Here is a 16,398-nt window from a genome sequence, read left to right on the forward strand (position 1 = left end):
AGTCACAGGAGAACTTTAGTATGAATCTTCCTCAGCTTAAAATTGGCGATCTCGTTGCCAAGGTACCCGTCATTCAGGGCGGCATGGGTGTGGGAATTTCCCTCTCCGGCCTTGCTTCCGCAGTTGCCAAAGAAGGCGGCATCGGCGTTATCGCTGCTGCAATGATCGGTCTTACCAACAAGAATGGCGGCAAAGACCACGCAAAAGCACACATCGACACTCTGGCCGAAGAAATCAGAAAGGCCAAAGAAATGACCTCCGGCATCCTCGGTGTAAACATCATGGTTGCCCTGTCCAACTTCGCGGACATGGTCAGTACTTCCGTCAAAGAAGGCGCGGACGTAATATTTTCCGGTGCCGGACTGCCGCTGGATCTGCCCAAATACCTCAACGATGGCGCAAAAACCAAACTGGTTCCCATCGTATCTTCAGGTCGCGCAGCATCCATCATCTGCAAAAAATGGATCTCCAAATTTGACTACCTGCCCGATGCATTCGTAGTTGAAGGCCCCAAGGCAGGCGGACACCTCGGCTTCAAACGTGAGCAGCTCAACGATCCCAAATTCGCCCTTGAAAATATCCTTCCCGAAGTCATCAAAGCTGTTAAACCTTTCGAGGAAAAAACAGGCAGAACCATTCCCGTTATCGCTGCTGGCGGTGTATATTCCGGAGAAGACATTAACAAATTCCTCCATATGGGAGCTGCCGGGGTCCAGATGGGAACCCGCTTTGTTGCCACCCACGAATGCGATGCTGATGATGAATTCAAACAGGCTTACGTAAACTCCACTAAAGAAGATATGGCCATCATCCAGAGTCCGGTAGGACTCCCCGGCAGGGCAGTAAAGAACGACTTCCTGCAAGCGGTAACCGATGGCAAAAAATCTCCTTTCAAATGCCCGTTCCATTGCATCAAGAGCTGCAAAGTAGAGGAAAGCCCCTACTGCATCGCAGCTGCCCTGATCAATGCCCAGCGCGGCAAACTGAAAAACGGTTTCGCTTTTGCCGGCTCCAATGCATGGAGAACCGAAAAAATCATCACCGTTAAGCAGCTTATCTCAGATCTTAAATCTGAATTTGACCGCGCTGTTGCACGCTAAGCTGACTTCTCCATAAGATAACAAAAAAGGCGTTCCGCATTTTGCGGAACGCCTTTTTTAATGCCTCCGGCGGCGCTTTCAGCGGGTCCAGAGAACCCTTTTGAAAAAAGGTTCTCTGGACTCTCCTAAAACTTTTATTAAGCTTCGCTGAGTAAAATATAAATCACCACCCAAAAAGGACGTTCCACTAAATGCGAAACGCCCTTTTAAAATCTGTTTTGTGTGCTGAATTCTATTTCTTTTCAGCCGCTTTCTTTTCGTCTTTCTTAGGCTCTTCTTTAGGAGCAGTCTCTTTCTTAGGCGCAGTCTTCTTTGTAACTGGTTTAGCAGCAGCTTTCTTAGCCGCAGGCTTCTTGCGGGAAATTAAAGATTCAAGCTTTTCAGCAGCAGCCTGAGCATCGCCGGATTCACCTAAATAATGCATCTCACCCTGCGGGGAAATCCAGTGCCATCCTTCGGGCTTTTTAAGCACCCGGGCCCCCTTTGCATCGAGATAATCCTTGAATGATGCCTTCTCAAGGCTCTCGTCAATCTGTACTGTAAGTTTGCGGTTCTCAGCCATAACCTGAGTGTGACGAAAAATTTCAAAGGCACTGTGGACCAGATCAAAGGCCGGATCTTCGATCTCACATTTTTTGGAGGAAAGCTCTTTTTCAAGTTGGGCCAGATCTTTCTTCAGGCTGCGAATTTCAAAAAGCGCATCCTTGCGTGCATCCTCACTCTTATCATTAATTGCATTAGTCACTGTCGCTGCGGTCTGCTTTTTCATTGAACTTCCTCCAGAATTGCTAAGTTAAGTTTTGCTTAACACACTCATTTATAAAATTCTATTCCTTTTTCTCTCCATTTGAATCCGGAGACTGGTTACCTGCCAGCGGATGGGCCTTGTCATAAACATTCATGATCTGTTGCAAGTTCAGGTGGGTGTATCGCTGCGTAGTACTAAGATGCTCATGCCCAAGCAACTCCTGTACAGAACGCATATCAGCCCCGGATTGCAACATGTGCGAAGCGAAACTATGACGGAGCATGTGCGGGTGAACGCCCTCGTGTAGCCCTGCGCCCTCAGCCATGCGGGCAAGAATACGGTTGACCTGCCTGCGGTTCAAACGACCGCCGCGATTACCGACAAAAAGGGCCTGCTCTTCAAGTGTTGGCCCAAGCTCGGCACGCACTGCCAGATAATCGTTAACCGCCTTACATGCAGCGTCACTAAGCGGAGAAAGGCGTTCCTTATTCCCTTTACCGGAAACGCGAACGACACCGCTGGAGGTATCAATATCAAACAGATCGAGTGTAATGGCCTCACTGACCCGCAACCCGGAACCGTAAAGCATTTCAGCCAAGGCAAGATCGCGTTTATCAGCAGGTTCATCACCAACCTGCGCATCCATGAGATTCACGGCCTGATCAACATTTAGAGAACGTGGATGGCGAATTTCCTGCTTGGGATTCCTGATCCCGGTCATGGGATCATTCTTAATAAACCGATGCTTGGTCATGTATTTGAAAAATGAACGCAGGGAAGAAAGCTTGCGCGACAAGGTAGATTTGGCAAGCCGCTGTCCGTGAAGTTTGGCGAGAAAACCGCGCACTTGGTCCGGGATAATCTTTTCCGGTTTGGCAAGAGAGCTCTTGCGGGTCTCCAAAAAATCCTCAAACTGGGTGAGATCCTTTGCATAGGAGCGCAAAGTGGCAGCGGATGCCCGTTTCTCCACATCCAGATAGGTCATGAAGACTTGAACAGGCTCGGGAAGGTCTTTACGTATTCCTGCGGTCGAGGACATAGTTGCTCTTGGGATTTTCTTTTGCTTTCTTCTTCAAACTCATAGCAATGGCTGAAGCTTCACCATAGTGCTTCATTCTGCCGTCAATATTAAAGACAACGGCTATAGAGATAGCCATCAGCGGAAAAGTCTGGGTATTGCCCTGTCTGTCCTTGGATACAATGGATTTGCGCTGGCGATCTTCCATGTCATAAAAATTGGGAACAATACCGTCGAAAGAAAAAATTATGCGTTGACAGACTTCTTCGATTATATCCGGCGAAGTGATAACCACGAAATCATCACCGCCCACGTGGCCGACAAAAGTCTGTTCTCCGGCAAAACTTTTCACCGTATTAACGATAATGCGGGCACTCATCATCAGCACCTCATCACCACGGGAAAAGCCGTACTTGTCGTTAAAGGACTTAAAATAATCAAGGTCGCAATAGGCAAGAGCGAAATCCTGCTCGCGATCAATGAGAGTTTGAATTCTCTGGATGATGGATGTGTTGCCCGGAAGCTTTGAAAGGGGGTTGGCATCAAGTGCACGCAAGGCACGGCAGAGAGTCAGGTTTACCCTTTCGCGCACAACAGGCAGAAAAAAAGGACGGACCAGAAAATCATCAACCTCGACCTCGTTCCAATCCCACGAGTGCTGGAGATCGGTATCATCAAGGCAAATAATGACCGGAAGCTGGCGGTAAACATTTTCACTCTTAACCAGCCGGGCCAGTTCCTGCGCCGGAACATCCTCCACTCGGCTGTCCACAATAAGTAGATCCGGCGGTTCATTAAAAAGATCTTCCACTGCCCCGCGGGCTTCTGTATAGCAAGTAAATTCCAGTACTTCCTGCGGCCAGATTTCAAACAACAGTTCCCGCAAGGAATTATCAGGGGAAACCAGAATGGCTTTATGTTTTACCAGCCCCAATAGGCCGTGATCCTTATTCTTGTCCATAGCCTACGCTGTAACATCAACTATTATATAACGTCAAAGCTCAAGCGGACCACGATTCATGAAATTTAAAAAAAATAACAGCTAAAATTAGAAAGTAAGATCTGAAATTTCCATAAACTTGTCGGAAACCTCATCCATGACCGGTTCAAGGTCTTTCATTTTCAGCTTCAAAATTTTCATAGCAGCGGGCTTGAAGTAAGCAATCTGGTCATCACCGCCATTTCCGTATTCAAAAAGACGAACCATAAAATCACCCACATGGACCACTGCGGCAGTCTGCTGGTAAAACTGGGCCCGATCCGGGTGGTGATGAAAAGTCATAGCCTCACGTACATTGGGCGGAAGGTGCCAGTGACGAGCCAACCATGCGTTAATGCGATCGTGTCCGAATCCGAGAATATGCCGCTCCGCCTCGTAATATGAAAGATCTTTTTCCTTCACGGTCATACGCACGGCTTCATTGAGCTCCGGCAGCTGAACTGCGGTAACAACCTTTCCAAGATCATGAAGCAGTCCGGCCACGGTAAATTCTTCAGGATCTTCAAATCCTGCGGCCTTGGCAATGGCGCCACTGGCCATAGCACAACCGAGGCTGTGCTCCCAGAGTCCCGACATGGCCTGCTGGATCATATCAAAGACAGATGTAGAAATAATAATGCCCCGGATTACGTTCAGGCCGAGCAAAACAAGAGCATGCTGGATGGTGGTGATTCTGCCCGGGAAACCGTAAATGGGCGAGTTTACCATCTTAAGGACCTTGGCGGAAAGCACCTGATCCTGAGAAATAACTTTAGCGACCTGCTCAGTTGAGGAGTTGGGGTCATCCACAAGTTTGGTAACTTCATCAAGAACGGAAGGCAGAGTGGGTAGATCTGAGGTAGAAAGGATCTGCCCTTTAACACTGGTTTTGAGGTCTTGATCAGCCATTTATCCTTCCTCCCCGTTTTCAGCAGCCTCTGCTGCGGCTGCGGCTTCCGCTGCGGCCTGCTCTTCTGCCAGTCTTTCAGCTTCCTCCTCAGCCTTCTGAGCTGCTGCTTTCAAATCGAAATATTCCTTAAAAAATCCTTTAACCCGGAACATCCACTTATCTTTGGTGTAGCCGCGAAAAAGATAGTCAAGCCGTTCAGACTTCTTGGCCCATGAGGAATCATCATTATCTCCGAGATCAACGGGGTTACCTTTGACCACAATACGTTCAACATCCATAGACTCCAGCTTCTGGATGATCCCCTCAGTCAGTTCCAGCCCTTCAGCAAGAACAACCATACCATTATCGCGGGTAACAGGCTTGGCAAGCTTCATTCCCGGAGCCGCAAGTTTAACCGGAATTTTCTGCATCAGTCGAACTTCTCCTCATAAAAAATCAAAAATACCCGCTCCATATCAACAACATTTGAGATCATAATACATGCCGGGAAAGCGCACAACCATTCCCTTTACTTCCATGCCAAGAATTACCGCACCGGCTATGGAAACATCAATTCCAGCAGCACGGGCAATCTCGTCAATATGCAGCTTACCTCCGCTCTCAAGGGCCTTTGCGATATCATATTCAGGAGATTCCAGTGTACTGATATCAAACTCAATCTCAACAGGCTTTGGCTCCTCCGGAGCATGAATCTGCTCAGGAGCCTTACTTTTAAGCACTTTCCTTGCTGCTGGAACCCTGCGCTCAACTTCAGCGGGCTTTCCCTGACCAGACAGATCAAGCGCGTGCCCGATATTCATTAATACATCATCGGCAGTTTCCACAAGGGCCGCGCCTTCCTTAATCAATTTAAGGCATCCGGCAAAACTGCTGTTGCCTATGGGACCGGGCATAGCCATCACTTCCCTGCCCTGCTCCCCTGCCAGTCGGGCAGTAACCAGACTGCCGCTTGCTATTTCAGCCTCAACCACCAGAACTCCGGTGCTCAACCCGCTGATCAAACGGTTGCGAAACGGGAAATTACGGGCAAAGGGTTTTGTTCCCGGTGGAAACTCAGAAATGATCAGCCCGGATTCAATCACACTTTTCCTAAGCCACGCACTATCCGGCGGATATGATTCAACATCCAACCCTGTGCCCAGCACTGCTATTGTTGAACCAATTCCATACAAAGCCGCTTCATGGGCACAGGAATCAATCCCCTTTGCAAAACCGGAAACAATTGTAATCCCGCTTTTAGAAAGATCCGCAGCAATCCTAGCAGCATACTCCTGCCCTAGGACTCCGCTCTTACGCGAACCGACAACACCTACAGCCGGATTACCCAAAAGTGTCGGGTCTCCAAGATAATACAGGCAGGTGGGAGGGTCGGGCAGTTCTTTAAGCAGGTCAGGAAATAATGGATGGGTCCAGGGCAGAATTCCAAAACCGAGCCGGACCACCTCACGGTATTCCTGCTCGGCTTTTGCGCGCCAAAGTTCCTTTATTGCCGCTGTAGCACTTTTTTCCGAGGCCAATGCAAGAGAGTGCCAGTTATCGGCGTCTTTTAGCCCTTCATAGGCAGTGCTGTAATGGCGTAAAATGGGGGACCATGATTTAGGTCCAAGTCCCGGCGTATAGCGTAGGGCCAGACATGCAAAATATTCTTCCTGAAGAGTGCTCACCGACTGCCGCCGCTGAAGGAACTAACCTTCGATTGCACGCAGCCGTTCCCTGCCGATCTTTGCAGGATCAGACTTGGGATAATCCTCAATCAGGGTGCGCAGATAAAATACGGCATTTTCCCGGTCACCAAGCTTATCGTAAGCCAGACCGATTTTAAGCATGGCATCAGGCACTTTTCCAGCCTTGGGAAAACGTCTGCTCACTTCCTTGAACTTAAGGATGGACTGAGCGAAGCTCTTTTCGGAATAGTAAGTCTCACCGATCCAGTACAAAGCATTGGGAGCAAGCTTGGAGGAAGAGCTCTGGGCAAGAAACTGCTCCAGCAGGCCGCGTGCTTCCAGCGGTTTATCATTCATCACCAGTCGCACACCTTCCTGATACAACTCATCACCGCTCAGGGCTGAGACAGGTGCAGCAGGCTGGGCAGCAGCTTCTGCGGGAGCAGCGTTTTCACCGGGAACAACCATCCACGGTTTCTCTTCGCTACTGGCTATTCCGCCCATAACAACTTCTTCAGCCACTACGGTTTCCTCAGCAGGAATTACCTGCTCAACCTTCATGGCCATCATCTTCTGCTGATTTTCCTTGAGTTCGGCAAGAGTACTGTCCAGCTCGGTCATCCGCTCTTGAAGCTTTTCCATCTGGGCAGTTGTATCTTTATGATTACTTTCAATCAGGTCATTCTGCTGGCGCAGTCCTTCTTTAAAATTAAGAAAATTTTCCTCAAGGCTTTTAAGGCGCCATTCTTCACTGCCACCCCATGCGGGCTTTACAGGCTCTTCTGGCTGCTTTGCCGCAAAACATCCGCAAACGGTAAAAGCCAAAATAACAACAAGAAGGATTCGTAAGTACTGCATCAAATATTCTCCGAGGGCATGTTGAATCTAACTGGTGAATTTGGTTCAAGTTTCAACGGATTTAAAGTAGGCCACTTAGTTAGATTTGGCAAGCATATCTAAGCTTTTACAGAATGAACACCCCCCTGCCCTTGCGTCCTGTGCAAATTTAGGGCAAAAAGTGCACACAAAAGAAGTCTTTAAAACCCTTATTTTAGGAAAGCAAATATGAATATCCCCATGGAACCTATTCGGCTCACGGCAATGATGAGTGCCCAGATGCTGCCCAAGGCACTGGTGGACTTTGCCACGCTTGCGGCTATCGGCGCCCCGATCATGGCTGTGATCCTTGAAATTACGGCTAAGGCACGCAAAAAGATTTTTTACGACAAGCTTGCCCAGCAGGTTACGGCACTGACTCTTGGCCTTTACCTACTTTTCACTATCTGCCTTGGAAGTGCTGCCGTTTTTTTCAGCCGCCAGATGCCGTGGCTTCAGGATTGGTTCGTAAATCCTGGCTCCCCGGTAATGATGTTTTACATCACTCTAGGAGTCGCGCTGGCCGGTCTTATTCCGTATAAATACTCATGGAAAAAACTTAAAAAAAATAAACCGCTACATGTTATGCTCGGCTCTGTAGGGGCTCTCGGAGGAATTGCTTCTATCCATGTTGCCACCGTGATTATGCAGAGATTTTTTACATTACAGATTGAGAGCCCCAACCCGGCGGTTCCGGCTCTTCCCTTTTACACCCATTTTCAGCAGATGCCCGGTAAAGCAGGTCTCTGTCTGGCTGGGATTTACCTGATCATGGCTATTGCCTTTGCCGCTACAGCATCCGGTCTTTATCTGGTACTCAGACGCAACAAAGACGACTTCGGCCGCGACTATTACAAATTCACCCTCCCGGTGGTAGCCCGCTGGGCCTTACTTCCCACCCTGCTGCAACTGGCAGTTTCAGGCGGTGTAGTATACTACATCTGCGGTCCCAACATTGCCCTGCTTTACAGCAACCTTCCTGTGGCTCTAAGCTTCGGCACCTCCCTGCTGCTTACCCTGATCTGCTGCGCAATCTGGATTGTGACTTGGAAAAGTGAAACACCCATGCGCCATAAGATCGGCCTCGGGCTGGCACCGCTTCTGGTCATCCTTGCCCATGCAACACTCATGGCAGGGACCATGAGTTTATACCTGAGCCTGTCTTAACGCCCCGCTCTTCGTGAATCAGATAAGTCTTTCCTGCCAGCAGGAAAGACTTTTTTATTGCCCAAAATCAAGCCCCCTGAAACAGACATTTCAGGGGGCTTGATACTTTAATAATGAAACAATGCTCTACTAAATAGCTCCGCCCTTGACGGTTGCCATGCTGTAGACTTCGTGAGGATCAAGGATAAGCACTACGCTACCGTCACCCATAATGGTCGCGCCGGATACGCCCTTGAGATCAAAGCCATTAAGGTAATTACCAAGCGGTTTAATAACGATCTCCTGACGCTCAAGCAGTCTATCCACAACAAGACCGAGTCTGCGCTCATTGTCGTGGATAATAACCACAGGCAGTACCTCGCGATCAGGATCACTGACCTGCTGTTCCAAAAGGTCGGCGAGTTCGGCAATACCGAGAACTTCCCCGCGCAGAGTAACAGCCTTACGACCGTTAACTTCAGTAAGTCTTTCAGCTTCAATCTTGGTTGTTTCAGAAACCGCATCAAGGGGAATGGCGTAGTTGGCACCGTTGATCTGAACCATAAGCGCATCGATGATCGCCAAGGTCAGCGGCAGGGTCAGGGTAAACTTGGAACCCTTGCCCACTTCTGAAGAAATGTGGACGCTTCCCTTAAGATCTTTGATGTTGTTACGCACAACATCCATACCTACGCCTCGACCGGAAATGTCGGTAACCTTTTCAGCGGATGAAAATCCCGGAGCGAAAATTAGCTCAATGGCCTCACGATCATCAAGGTTACGGGCCTCATCAGCAGAGATAACGCCTTTCTTGATAGCCACATTACGCATCTTTTCAGGATCAATTCCGCGACCGTCGTCCTCAACCTCAATGGCAACCGAGTTACCCTTGTGGTAAGCGCGCAGCCAGACATGCCCCTGCGGGGTCTTGCCGTTGGCAATACGTTCTTCTTCAGGCTCAAGACCGTGGTCTACTGAGTTTCTAATCAAGTGAACAAGAGGATCGCCGATTTCCTCGACAACACTCTTATCGAGTTCAGTCTCTTCGCCTTCGGTTATCAACTCGACCCGCTTACCGCTCTTACGGCTCAGGTCACGAACCAAACGCGGAAATCTGGAAAAAACAGTCTGAACAGCGACCATGCGGACCTTCATAATGGTGTCCTGCAAGTCGTCGGAGATTCTAGACAAAGCATATGTTGTCTCGGTCAACTGCTGAGCAACAACCGGGACCTCAAGGTGCCCTTCCTCAAGACCTCGAGCAAGCATGGTGTAACGGCCCCTGCTAATGATAAGCTCCCCGATCAGGTTCATAAGATGATCCAGCTTCTGATGATCCACCCTGATAGTAGACATCGTCTTGGGCTTAGAGCTTTTGACCGGTGAACTGGCAGTTGGCTTGGGCTTAGGTTTTGCTACAGGCTTGGCTGCGGCTTTAGCCGGAGCAGGTTTAGCAGCAGGCTTAGGCGCAGCTTTAGGCTCGGGCTTGGGTTCGGGCTTAGGCTTAGGCTTAGGCTCGGACTTAGGCTCGGACTTAGGTTCAGGCTTAGGCTCGGGCTTGGGTTCGGGCTTAGGCTCGGGCTTGGGTTCGGGCTTAGGCTTAGGCTCGGACTTAGGCTCGGGCTTGGGTTCGGGCTTAGGCTCAGGCTTAGGCTCTTCCGCAGCGGGTCCATCCCCGTCTGTCTTAAGCTCTCCCACTGCGGAATCAATCATTTCTGAAATGATCCCACATTCCTGACGCAGAAGGTCAAGCATCAGTTCAAAATCCATATCAGTGGAGCGGGCCTGATCAACCAAACCTGCTGTCCTTTCAGCGTATTCCCGCAGATCGTCAAAACCCATATATCCACCAGAATTCTGGATGGAAACAAGGCTTCTGTACAGGCCGTCGATATAATCTTTCTGCCCGGAATCTTCAGCGAGAGTAGTCAGGGCCAGATCAATATTATCCACTTGCTGTCGAACAGTCTGTTCAAAAATTGCAATATCTTCCGGGTCAAGTCCGTCTTCTACTGGTTCCAGATCTACTTCAGGATCGGGGTCAGGCTCGTCGACAACATCGTCCTCATCGACCCCAACGGCTGCTACAACCTCACCCTTTTCTACAGCATCCTGCAATGGAGTGACTAGCTGATCTATATCCAGAGGCTGAACTTCGCCGTTTTTCGGTGAAACATGGGCGATAAGCGACTCAATTCCATCAACGACAGCCAAAAGCAGATCTATCATGGAACGAGTTGCTGCGACTTCACCTTTACGAACCTTATTCAACAGAGTTTCGGCTTCGTGGGTCAGCGAATTAAGCTCGCGAAAACCGATAATACCACTGTTTCCCTTAAGGTTGTGGAAATATCTAAAAATATCGTTGATAAGGTCATCATTGCCTTCAGGGTCCTGCTCAAGCTCAAGCAAGCCATTAGTGAGATTCTCGATGATTTCATGGGCTTCTTCAAGAAAATCAGCCAGATGACCTTCCCCAACTGTTGTCAACTTATAGGATTCAGCCTCCTCATTAACAATGGCTACGAACTGAAAAGCCTGTTTGCGTCCTGACTCGGGCATATTGGACTCCTGCTCAATTTGGGTCTCCGGCAAATCTGTCTCTGCTTCAGCGTATTCTTCAGCTGGTTCCGGCTCTACTTCTTCCAGAACAGGTTCCGGATCAGGTTCCGGTTCTGCTTCCGGTTCCGATTCTGCTTCCTCCTGAGCGGGAGCAGGAGGTTCGGGTGTTTCTCCAGCCATGATGGCATCGATCCTTTCGATGGTAATGGAAGTATCAACTTCACCTTCATTGCCTAACTCATCCAGATTATCAATCAACTGACGTAACAAATCGGTAGCAGCCAGAATTACATCCATAATTTCAGATGTAACCCCTATTTCACCCTTCCGGAGTTCGTCGAGAATATTTTCCGCCCTATGGGCGAGTCCGTTGATTATATTCAGTCCTAGAAAACCCGAAGCACCTTTTAACGAGTGCATCGGTCTGAATATTTCATTCAGAAGATCGAGATTCTCGGGATTCTTTTCAAGCTCAAGCAAGTTGGGCTCAATCGTTTCGAGATGCTCTTTAGCTTCAATAATGAAATCCGCAAATATTTCAGGATCCATGAAATCCTGGCTCATCTAGAGACCCCTGTCTTAAAAGTTCTTCTGCATTGGTCCGTTGCAGTAAAGTCCGGCAACAACCCATCGGGCCGAACCGCAAACACATTATCCGAGAAGCATTTTGATATTCTTAACCATTTTTTCAGGCTGTGCCGGTTTAACCATATAAAGGTTAGCTCCAAGGCTAAGGCCGGTCTGAATATCCTTTTCCTGACCTTCAGTCGAGAGCACAATAATCGGAATATCTTTATACGCATCCTGCTCACGGACTGTTTTGATGTAAGTAAATCCGTCCATTCTCGGCATGTTTACATCGGAAATAATTAGATCAACTTTGTCCAGGCTGTAAAGCTTTTCAAGGCCGTCCAACCCATCTTCCGCAGTAGTGACCTTGAACCCTTCTTTTTTCATGATGAAGGCGACGAGGTTCCTTACAGTCTTTGAATCGTCCACTATCAGAATATGTTTAGGCATTTCCCTCTCCTTCACTCTTTAAAATTTGTTCCACCAGCCGATCCACGGAAAGAACACTGACCAGTTTTTCACCATTTTTATAAAGACCGAGCAGAAAATCAGAGCTGACACCTACTTCTGACTCCACACCCCAGACCATGTCTTTACTATCCGCGCGATACATGGTCCTGACTGCGCTAATGGCCAAACCTATCTGCAATCCTTTATGTCTGCAAATAACCACAAATTTATCATGGATACCCATTCCGTCATGCAGAAGATATCTCAGATCAAGCACCGGAGTAACCCTGCCCCTGAGATTGATAATGCCCTGCATAAAGCGGGGAGCCGCAGGCAGAAGGGTCACAGGAATTTTCCTGACCACCTCCTGAATTACCATAATCGGCAATCCGTACTCCTTGTCTCCGACAACAAAACTGACGAGCTGGATCTGATCCTCATCCTTGAGTTTTTCCTCAAAGTCTGCGGAGCTTCCTTCTCCCCCGTAATCGTCAACAGGACCGGACCCGAATCCGGGAAGAGCAGTATCACCGCGAGGATCAACCCTCTCAAGGCTGTTAAATGCTGCCTGCCCGCCAATGCCCATATACTTATCCATGAAAGCTTCTTCGGCATCAGTATATCCACCGGACTGCTTTTCTTCGCTAGGCAGGTTCACATTTTCAACAAAATATTCTTCAGGCGTCTTCATTTCTGACTATCTCTCTTGCCAACTGCATATATTCCTGAGCGCCTCGCGTTTTCGGATCAATATCAAAAATGATCTTTCCGCTGGCACAGGCCTCTCTAAACTTGGTATCCATATGGATAACTGAGCTGAAGACCTTGTCCCCCAACTTTCTCCTGATGAGATTTAAGATCTTCCTGCATGCCCCAGCCCTGCCGTCATACATAGTTGGCAAAGCCCTGAACTTGACCGGACTGGGAAGCACCTTATTCAGAATCTTAATCGTATCAAAGAGCAACCGGATACCGTAAAGAGCCAAAAAGTCAGTCTGAATGGGGATAAGAACTATATCCGCAGCCACAATGGCGTTAACCAGTAGTACTCCCACATGGGGCGGACAGTCGATGAGTATGTAATCATAATACTCTTTAATCTCATCCAATGAATTGGAAAGGACCATCCCCTTATTCTTTCTGTCTTTAAGATCAACCTCCAGCTCGGATAACCGAATGCTGGCCGGAACAAAGTCAAAACCCACCCAATCGCGTTTTTTGACTATCTCGCCCCAGAGACTCTTGAAATCTGCATTATCAAAAAACAGATCATGAGCCGAGGTGGTGACGGTTTCAGGAAAGTAGGACATATGGACTGAAGCGTTTGCATGGGGATCGAGGTCTATAACCAATACTTTTTTTGAAAGTCTGGTCAATGCCTGCCCAAGGGTCAACGCAGTTGTCGTCTTGCCTACTCCTCCTTTCTGGTTGGCGATAGCGTAAACTTTCGCCAACGCTGCAGTTCCGTCCGACTGCTTTGTATTATTGCTTTCCATATCAGCCCGCAGCTTTAAATAAAATTAACCGCAGACCGGTATTATTCCAACTTCTGGTAAATAATCGCACCCGGGTGATGAACCGGCTTGAATGCCCTGGTAATATTATGCAGGGATTCGGAATGCCCGATTATTAAATAACCGCCGGGAACAAGATTATCGTAGTAAGCATTGATAACCTTTTTCTTCATGGCCTCATCAAAATAGATAATCACGTTTCTGCAAAAAACGATTTCAGATCTTTCAACCCGCTTGACCTGCATACGATCACTGAGGTTGATCTGACCGAAACTGACCAGCTGTTTGATGTTAGGCTTTACCTTGTACTGCTTGCCGTCCTTGTCAAAAAACTTTGCAATCTTATCCTTGGGAGTGGTCCGCAATGAATATTCGCTGTAAACAGCACGACGTGCAGACTTAAGCACTCTTTCGGAAAGGTCATTGGCAGTAATTTTAATATCCCAACTGTTCACCTCCGCACCAAGCACGTCATGAATGATCATAGACAGGGTGTATGGCTCCTCACCGGTAGAACAACCGGCGGACCAGATGCGTAACCGCTTACGCCTTTTCTTGCGCAGCTCATCCAGAATAGCAGGCAAAACCTTTGTCTGAAAAACCTTCAGCTGGGGCGGATTGCGGTAAAAACTGGTCTCGTTGGTGGTAATTACCTCGAAGAGCTTATTCAACTCGGCCTTTTTACCCGGATCATATTGCAGATAAGAATAGTACTCGCCGAAATTCTTGAGGTTAAGTTCCTTCAAGCGGTTGGCAAGACGGTTTTCAAGCAGATACTTACGGTTGCCCGCAATAAAGATACCTGCCTGATCGTAAATGAAATCCCTAAGCTGGGTGAACTCCAGATCGGAGATTTTCAGCTCTTTCCGCAGCGATATTGTCTTTGAAAACAGAGAAGACATCTAGTCTCCTTCTCCTTGCTCTTCCTGAATTCTCAAAATAGCTTCTTCGGCAGCCTGAATAACCTCGGGGTCAGAATCGGAATTGGACGCTTCCAGAAGAGCCTGAAACGCCATAGTTCCGCCAATGGCGCCTAATACTTCAATAACCTTAAGGACCACAAGCTTATGTGGAGAATCCAACATTGTTATAAGTTGAGGCAATGCACTTTCTTCACGATGAGCGCCAAGGGCTTCTGCAGCTCTTATCTGCACCCAGTCGTCGTCATCCTGAAGGGCTTGAATAATATAAGTAATCGCTTCTTCTGTGTAACAGCCTCCTAGAAGCTCGATCACAGTCAAGCGCACATCGCGATTTTCATCATGTAATCTTGAAAAAATAAGAGACATGCTTTCAGGATCTGAAGAGCAGTCGTGCAATGCTTCAAGGGCGATTTTCCTGATATCCGGGACCTCGTCCTCAAGAGCAATCCTAATATGCTCAAGGTTGCCGAAAGCATCAATCTTGCCCATAGCAAAGACTGCCATCAGACGCTCAATAGGCTCATCATTGCTGAACAATTTCACAAAACGCTGATTCACATCCTCGCCGCCGATAGCGACGCAAGCGTTGAGAGCTGCTTCCTTCACATCATCATAGGAATGGGTGAGCAACCCGAAAATTGAGTCAACAGCCTCCACATCCTTAAGCTTGCCACCAAGAAAGTTAATGGCCGACTTGAGCATGGAGCCGTCCTGCTCGCTCTCAAGAACATTTTCGAAAAATTCCTTCGCCTCTTCTCCGGCAGTACCAACAAGAGCTTCGAGGATCCCGCGCTTAATGTCCCGATCACCGTTTCCAAACGCATCCATCAGGGCCTTGGAAACTTCCGGCCCTTCAAGTCTGGACATCAATTCGATTACAATTGCCGCCTTCTTAAAATTACCACTGTTCAAGGCAGCAACCATTGCTTCGTTCATGCCGAGATTTGAAAGATCATCGATAATGACACCAAGACGGTCACGATCACGGTCGGGATCAAGTTCACTGGCAAGGTTAAGCACTTCCTCAGTGGCTTTTTCCCCGCCCACATAGCTTAAACCGGAAATAGCGGCATCCTGCACGTCTTCATCTTCGTCTTTAAGGGCTACCAGCATATATTCCCGGAGCTTTTCCCGCTCATTGGCGGAAAGAAGCTTGAGGGACTTGCCGCCAAGAATACTGACAATAGCCTTAACTATTTTATTACGCAGGGCAGTAGGACTTTTATCCAGATGCCTGAGCAGCATGGTAACAGCTTTGATGTTTCCAACCTCGCCAAGGGCGTCCACTATCATGGAAGCAACAAGGTCGGAACTGGAATTCAAAGCCTTGACCAAGGCGTCAACAGAGCTTGAATGTTTAATCTTTGCCAATGCCTCAATAACAGCATACTGCACCCACTCATCATCCTGCATGGCCTTGTTCAGGCAGCGGGCAGCAGCGGGATTGGCAAGATCGCCAAGGCTCACCGCAGCCTGATAACGGACATTGACTTCGGGGTCTTTTAGCAGGGCATCACACAAAGGTTCAACAGCCATAAAACTGTTGGTGGAACCCAGAATGTCGGTTGCGAAAATTCTGATATCAGCATCATCGTCATGGACAAGTGCCACTAAAGAAGCAAAATCCTGCGCACCTACTTCACGCAGAATGTCCATGGAAAGGTTCCTTGCCGGGGCATCATCAGATCGCAGCAGGGGAACTACGACCTGAACAACTCCCTTGCCGCCGATATTGCGAAGAGCGTGATCGGCAGCTTCCTGTAATCCCAAATGGTTGGACTTTAAAAGATCGGCCAGCAGAGGAACGGCATCTGCACATTTCAACTCCCCAGCCTGAAACGCGGCCTCACGGACAACTTCATTGTTGTCACTTTTAAGTTCATCCAGAACCTTAGAACAATCCGTCATTGCATGTCCCCATTTTGTTTAAATCCGCAA

The 16,398-nt window shown here is 48.4% G+C and carries 15 protein-coding genes; 2 read left to right on the top strand and 13 right to left on the bottom strand.

Going from position 1 to position 16,398, the window contains the following annotated elements:
• Positions 1 to 20 precede the first annotated feature (20 nt).
• On the top strand, positions 21 to 1,100 hold the full coding sequence (locus D0S45_17230; protein ID TIH12713.1) for a nitronate monooxygenase: 1,080 nt from the start codon (positions 21 to 23) through the stop codon (positions 1,098 to 1,100).
• A gap of 232 nt (positions 1,101 to 1,332) precedes the next feature.
• On the opposite strand, the gene D0S45_17235 is transcribed toward D0S45_17230, so the two are convergent.
• The 7 genes from D0S45_17235 to ybgF form a co-directional block, all read right to left on the bottom strand.
• Entirely contained in the window at positions 1,333 to 1,869 is a 537-nt protein-coding gene (locus tag D0S45_17235; GenBank protein ID TIH12714.1) for a hypothetical protein, read from the bottom strand.
• Between the two features lie 58 nt (positions 1,870 to 1,927).
• Positions 1,928 to 2,887 (bottom strand): tyrosine recombinase XerC, encoded by a 960-nt coding sequence (gene xerC / locus D0S45_17240; GenBank protein TIH12715.1) that lies wholly within the window; start codon positions 2,885 to 2,887, stop codon positions 1,928 to 1,930.
• Entirely contained in the window at positions 2,862 to 3,827 is a 966-nt protein-coding gene (locus D0S45_17245) for a diguanylate cyclase (protein TIH12716.1), read from the bottom strand. The genes xerC and D0S45_17245 overlap by 26 nt, the downstream gene beginning before the upstream one ends.
• Before the next feature lie 87 nt (positions 3,828 to 3,914).
• Positions 3,915 to 4,754 carry an HDOD domain-containing protein gene (locus D0S45_17250; protein ID TIH12717.1) on the bottom strand — a complete coding sequence of 280 codons (840 nt, stop codon included), beginning with the start codon at positions 4,752 to 4,754 and terminating at the stop codon, positions 3,915 to 3,917.
• Entirely contained in the window at positions 4,755 to 5,165 is a 411-nt protein-coding gene (locus tag D0S45_17255) for a hypothetical protein (protein TIH12718.1), read from the bottom strand.
• Between the two features lie 45 nt (positions 5,166 to 5,210).
• Positions 5,211 to 6,419 (bottom strand): DNA-protecting protein DprA, encoded by a 1,209-nt coding sequence (dprA, locus tag D0S45_17260; protein ID TIH12719.1) that lies wholly within the window; start codon positions 6,417 to 6,419, stop codon positions 5,211 to 5,213.
• A 21-nt stretch (positions 6,420 to 6,440) separates the two neighbouring features.
• Positions 6,441 to 7,277, bottom strand: coding sequence for a tol-pal system protein YbgF (gene ybgF / locus D0S45_17265; protein ID TIH12720.1), 837 nt, complete (start codon positions 7,275 to 7,277; stop codon positions 6,441 to 6,443).
• A gap of 207 nt (positions 7,278 to 7,484) precedes the next feature.
• On the opposite strand from ybgF, the gene D0S45_17270 reads away from it, so the two are divergent.
• Positions 7,485 to 8,462, top strand: a complete 978-nt coding sequence (locus tag D0S45_17270; GenBank protein ID TIH12721.1) for a hypothetical protein — start codon at positions 7,485 to 7,487, stop codon at positions 8,460 to 8,462.
• 129 nt (positions 8,463 to 8,591) lie between these two features.
• On the opposite strand, the gene D0S45_17275 is transcribed toward D0S45_17270, so the two are convergent.
• The 6 genes from D0S45_17275 to D0S45_17300 form a co-directional block, all read right to left on the bottom strand.
• Positions 8,592 to 11,567, bottom strand: coding sequence for a chemotaxis protein CheA (locus tag D0S45_17275; GenBank protein ID TIH12722.1), 2,976 nt, complete (start codon positions 11,565 to 11,567; stop codon positions 8,592 to 8,594).
• A gap of 87 nt (positions 11,568 to 11,654) precedes the next feature.
• Positions 11,655 to 12,023, bottom strand: a complete 369-nt coding sequence (locus tag D0S45_17280) for a response regulator (protein ID TIH12723.1) — start codon at positions 12,021 to 12,023, stop codon at positions 11,655 to 11,657.
• Positions 12,016 to 12,714, bottom strand: a complete 699-nt coding sequence (locus tag D0S45_17285; GenBank protein ID TIH12724.1) for a purine-binding chemotaxis protein CheW — start codon at positions 12,712 to 12,714, stop codon at positions 12,016 to 12,018. The genes D0S45_17280 and D0S45_17285 overlap by 8 nt, the downstream gene beginning before the upstream one ends.
• Positions 12,701 to 13,519 carry a ParA family protein gene (locus D0S45_17290; GenBank protein TIH12725.1) on the bottom strand — a complete coding sequence of 273 codons (819 nt, stop codon included), beginning with the start codon at positions 13,517 to 13,519 and terminating at the stop codon, positions 12,701 to 12,703. Before D0S45_17290 ends, D0S45_17285 begins: the two co-directional genes overlap by 14 nt.
• 41 nt (positions 13,520 to 13,560) lie before the next feature.
• Entirely contained in the window at positions 13,561 to 14,439 is an 879-nt protein-coding gene (locus D0S45_17295; protein ID TIH12726.1) for a protein-glutamate O-methyltransferase CheR, read from the bottom strand.
• Positions 14,440 to 16,368 (bottom strand): HEAT repeat domain-containing protein, encoded by a 1,929-nt coding sequence (locus D0S45_17300; GenBank protein ID TIH12727.1) that lies wholly within the window; start codon positions 16,366 to 16,368, stop codon positions 14,440 to 14,442. It lies immediately after the preceding gene.
• Between the last annotated feature and the right edge of the window lie 30 nt (positions 16,369 to 16,398).

The organism is Marinifilum sp. JC120, from assembly GCA_004923195.1.
GTDB lineage: Bacteria > Desulfobacterota > Desulfovibrionia > Desulfovibrionales > Desulfovibrionaceae > Maridesulfovibrio.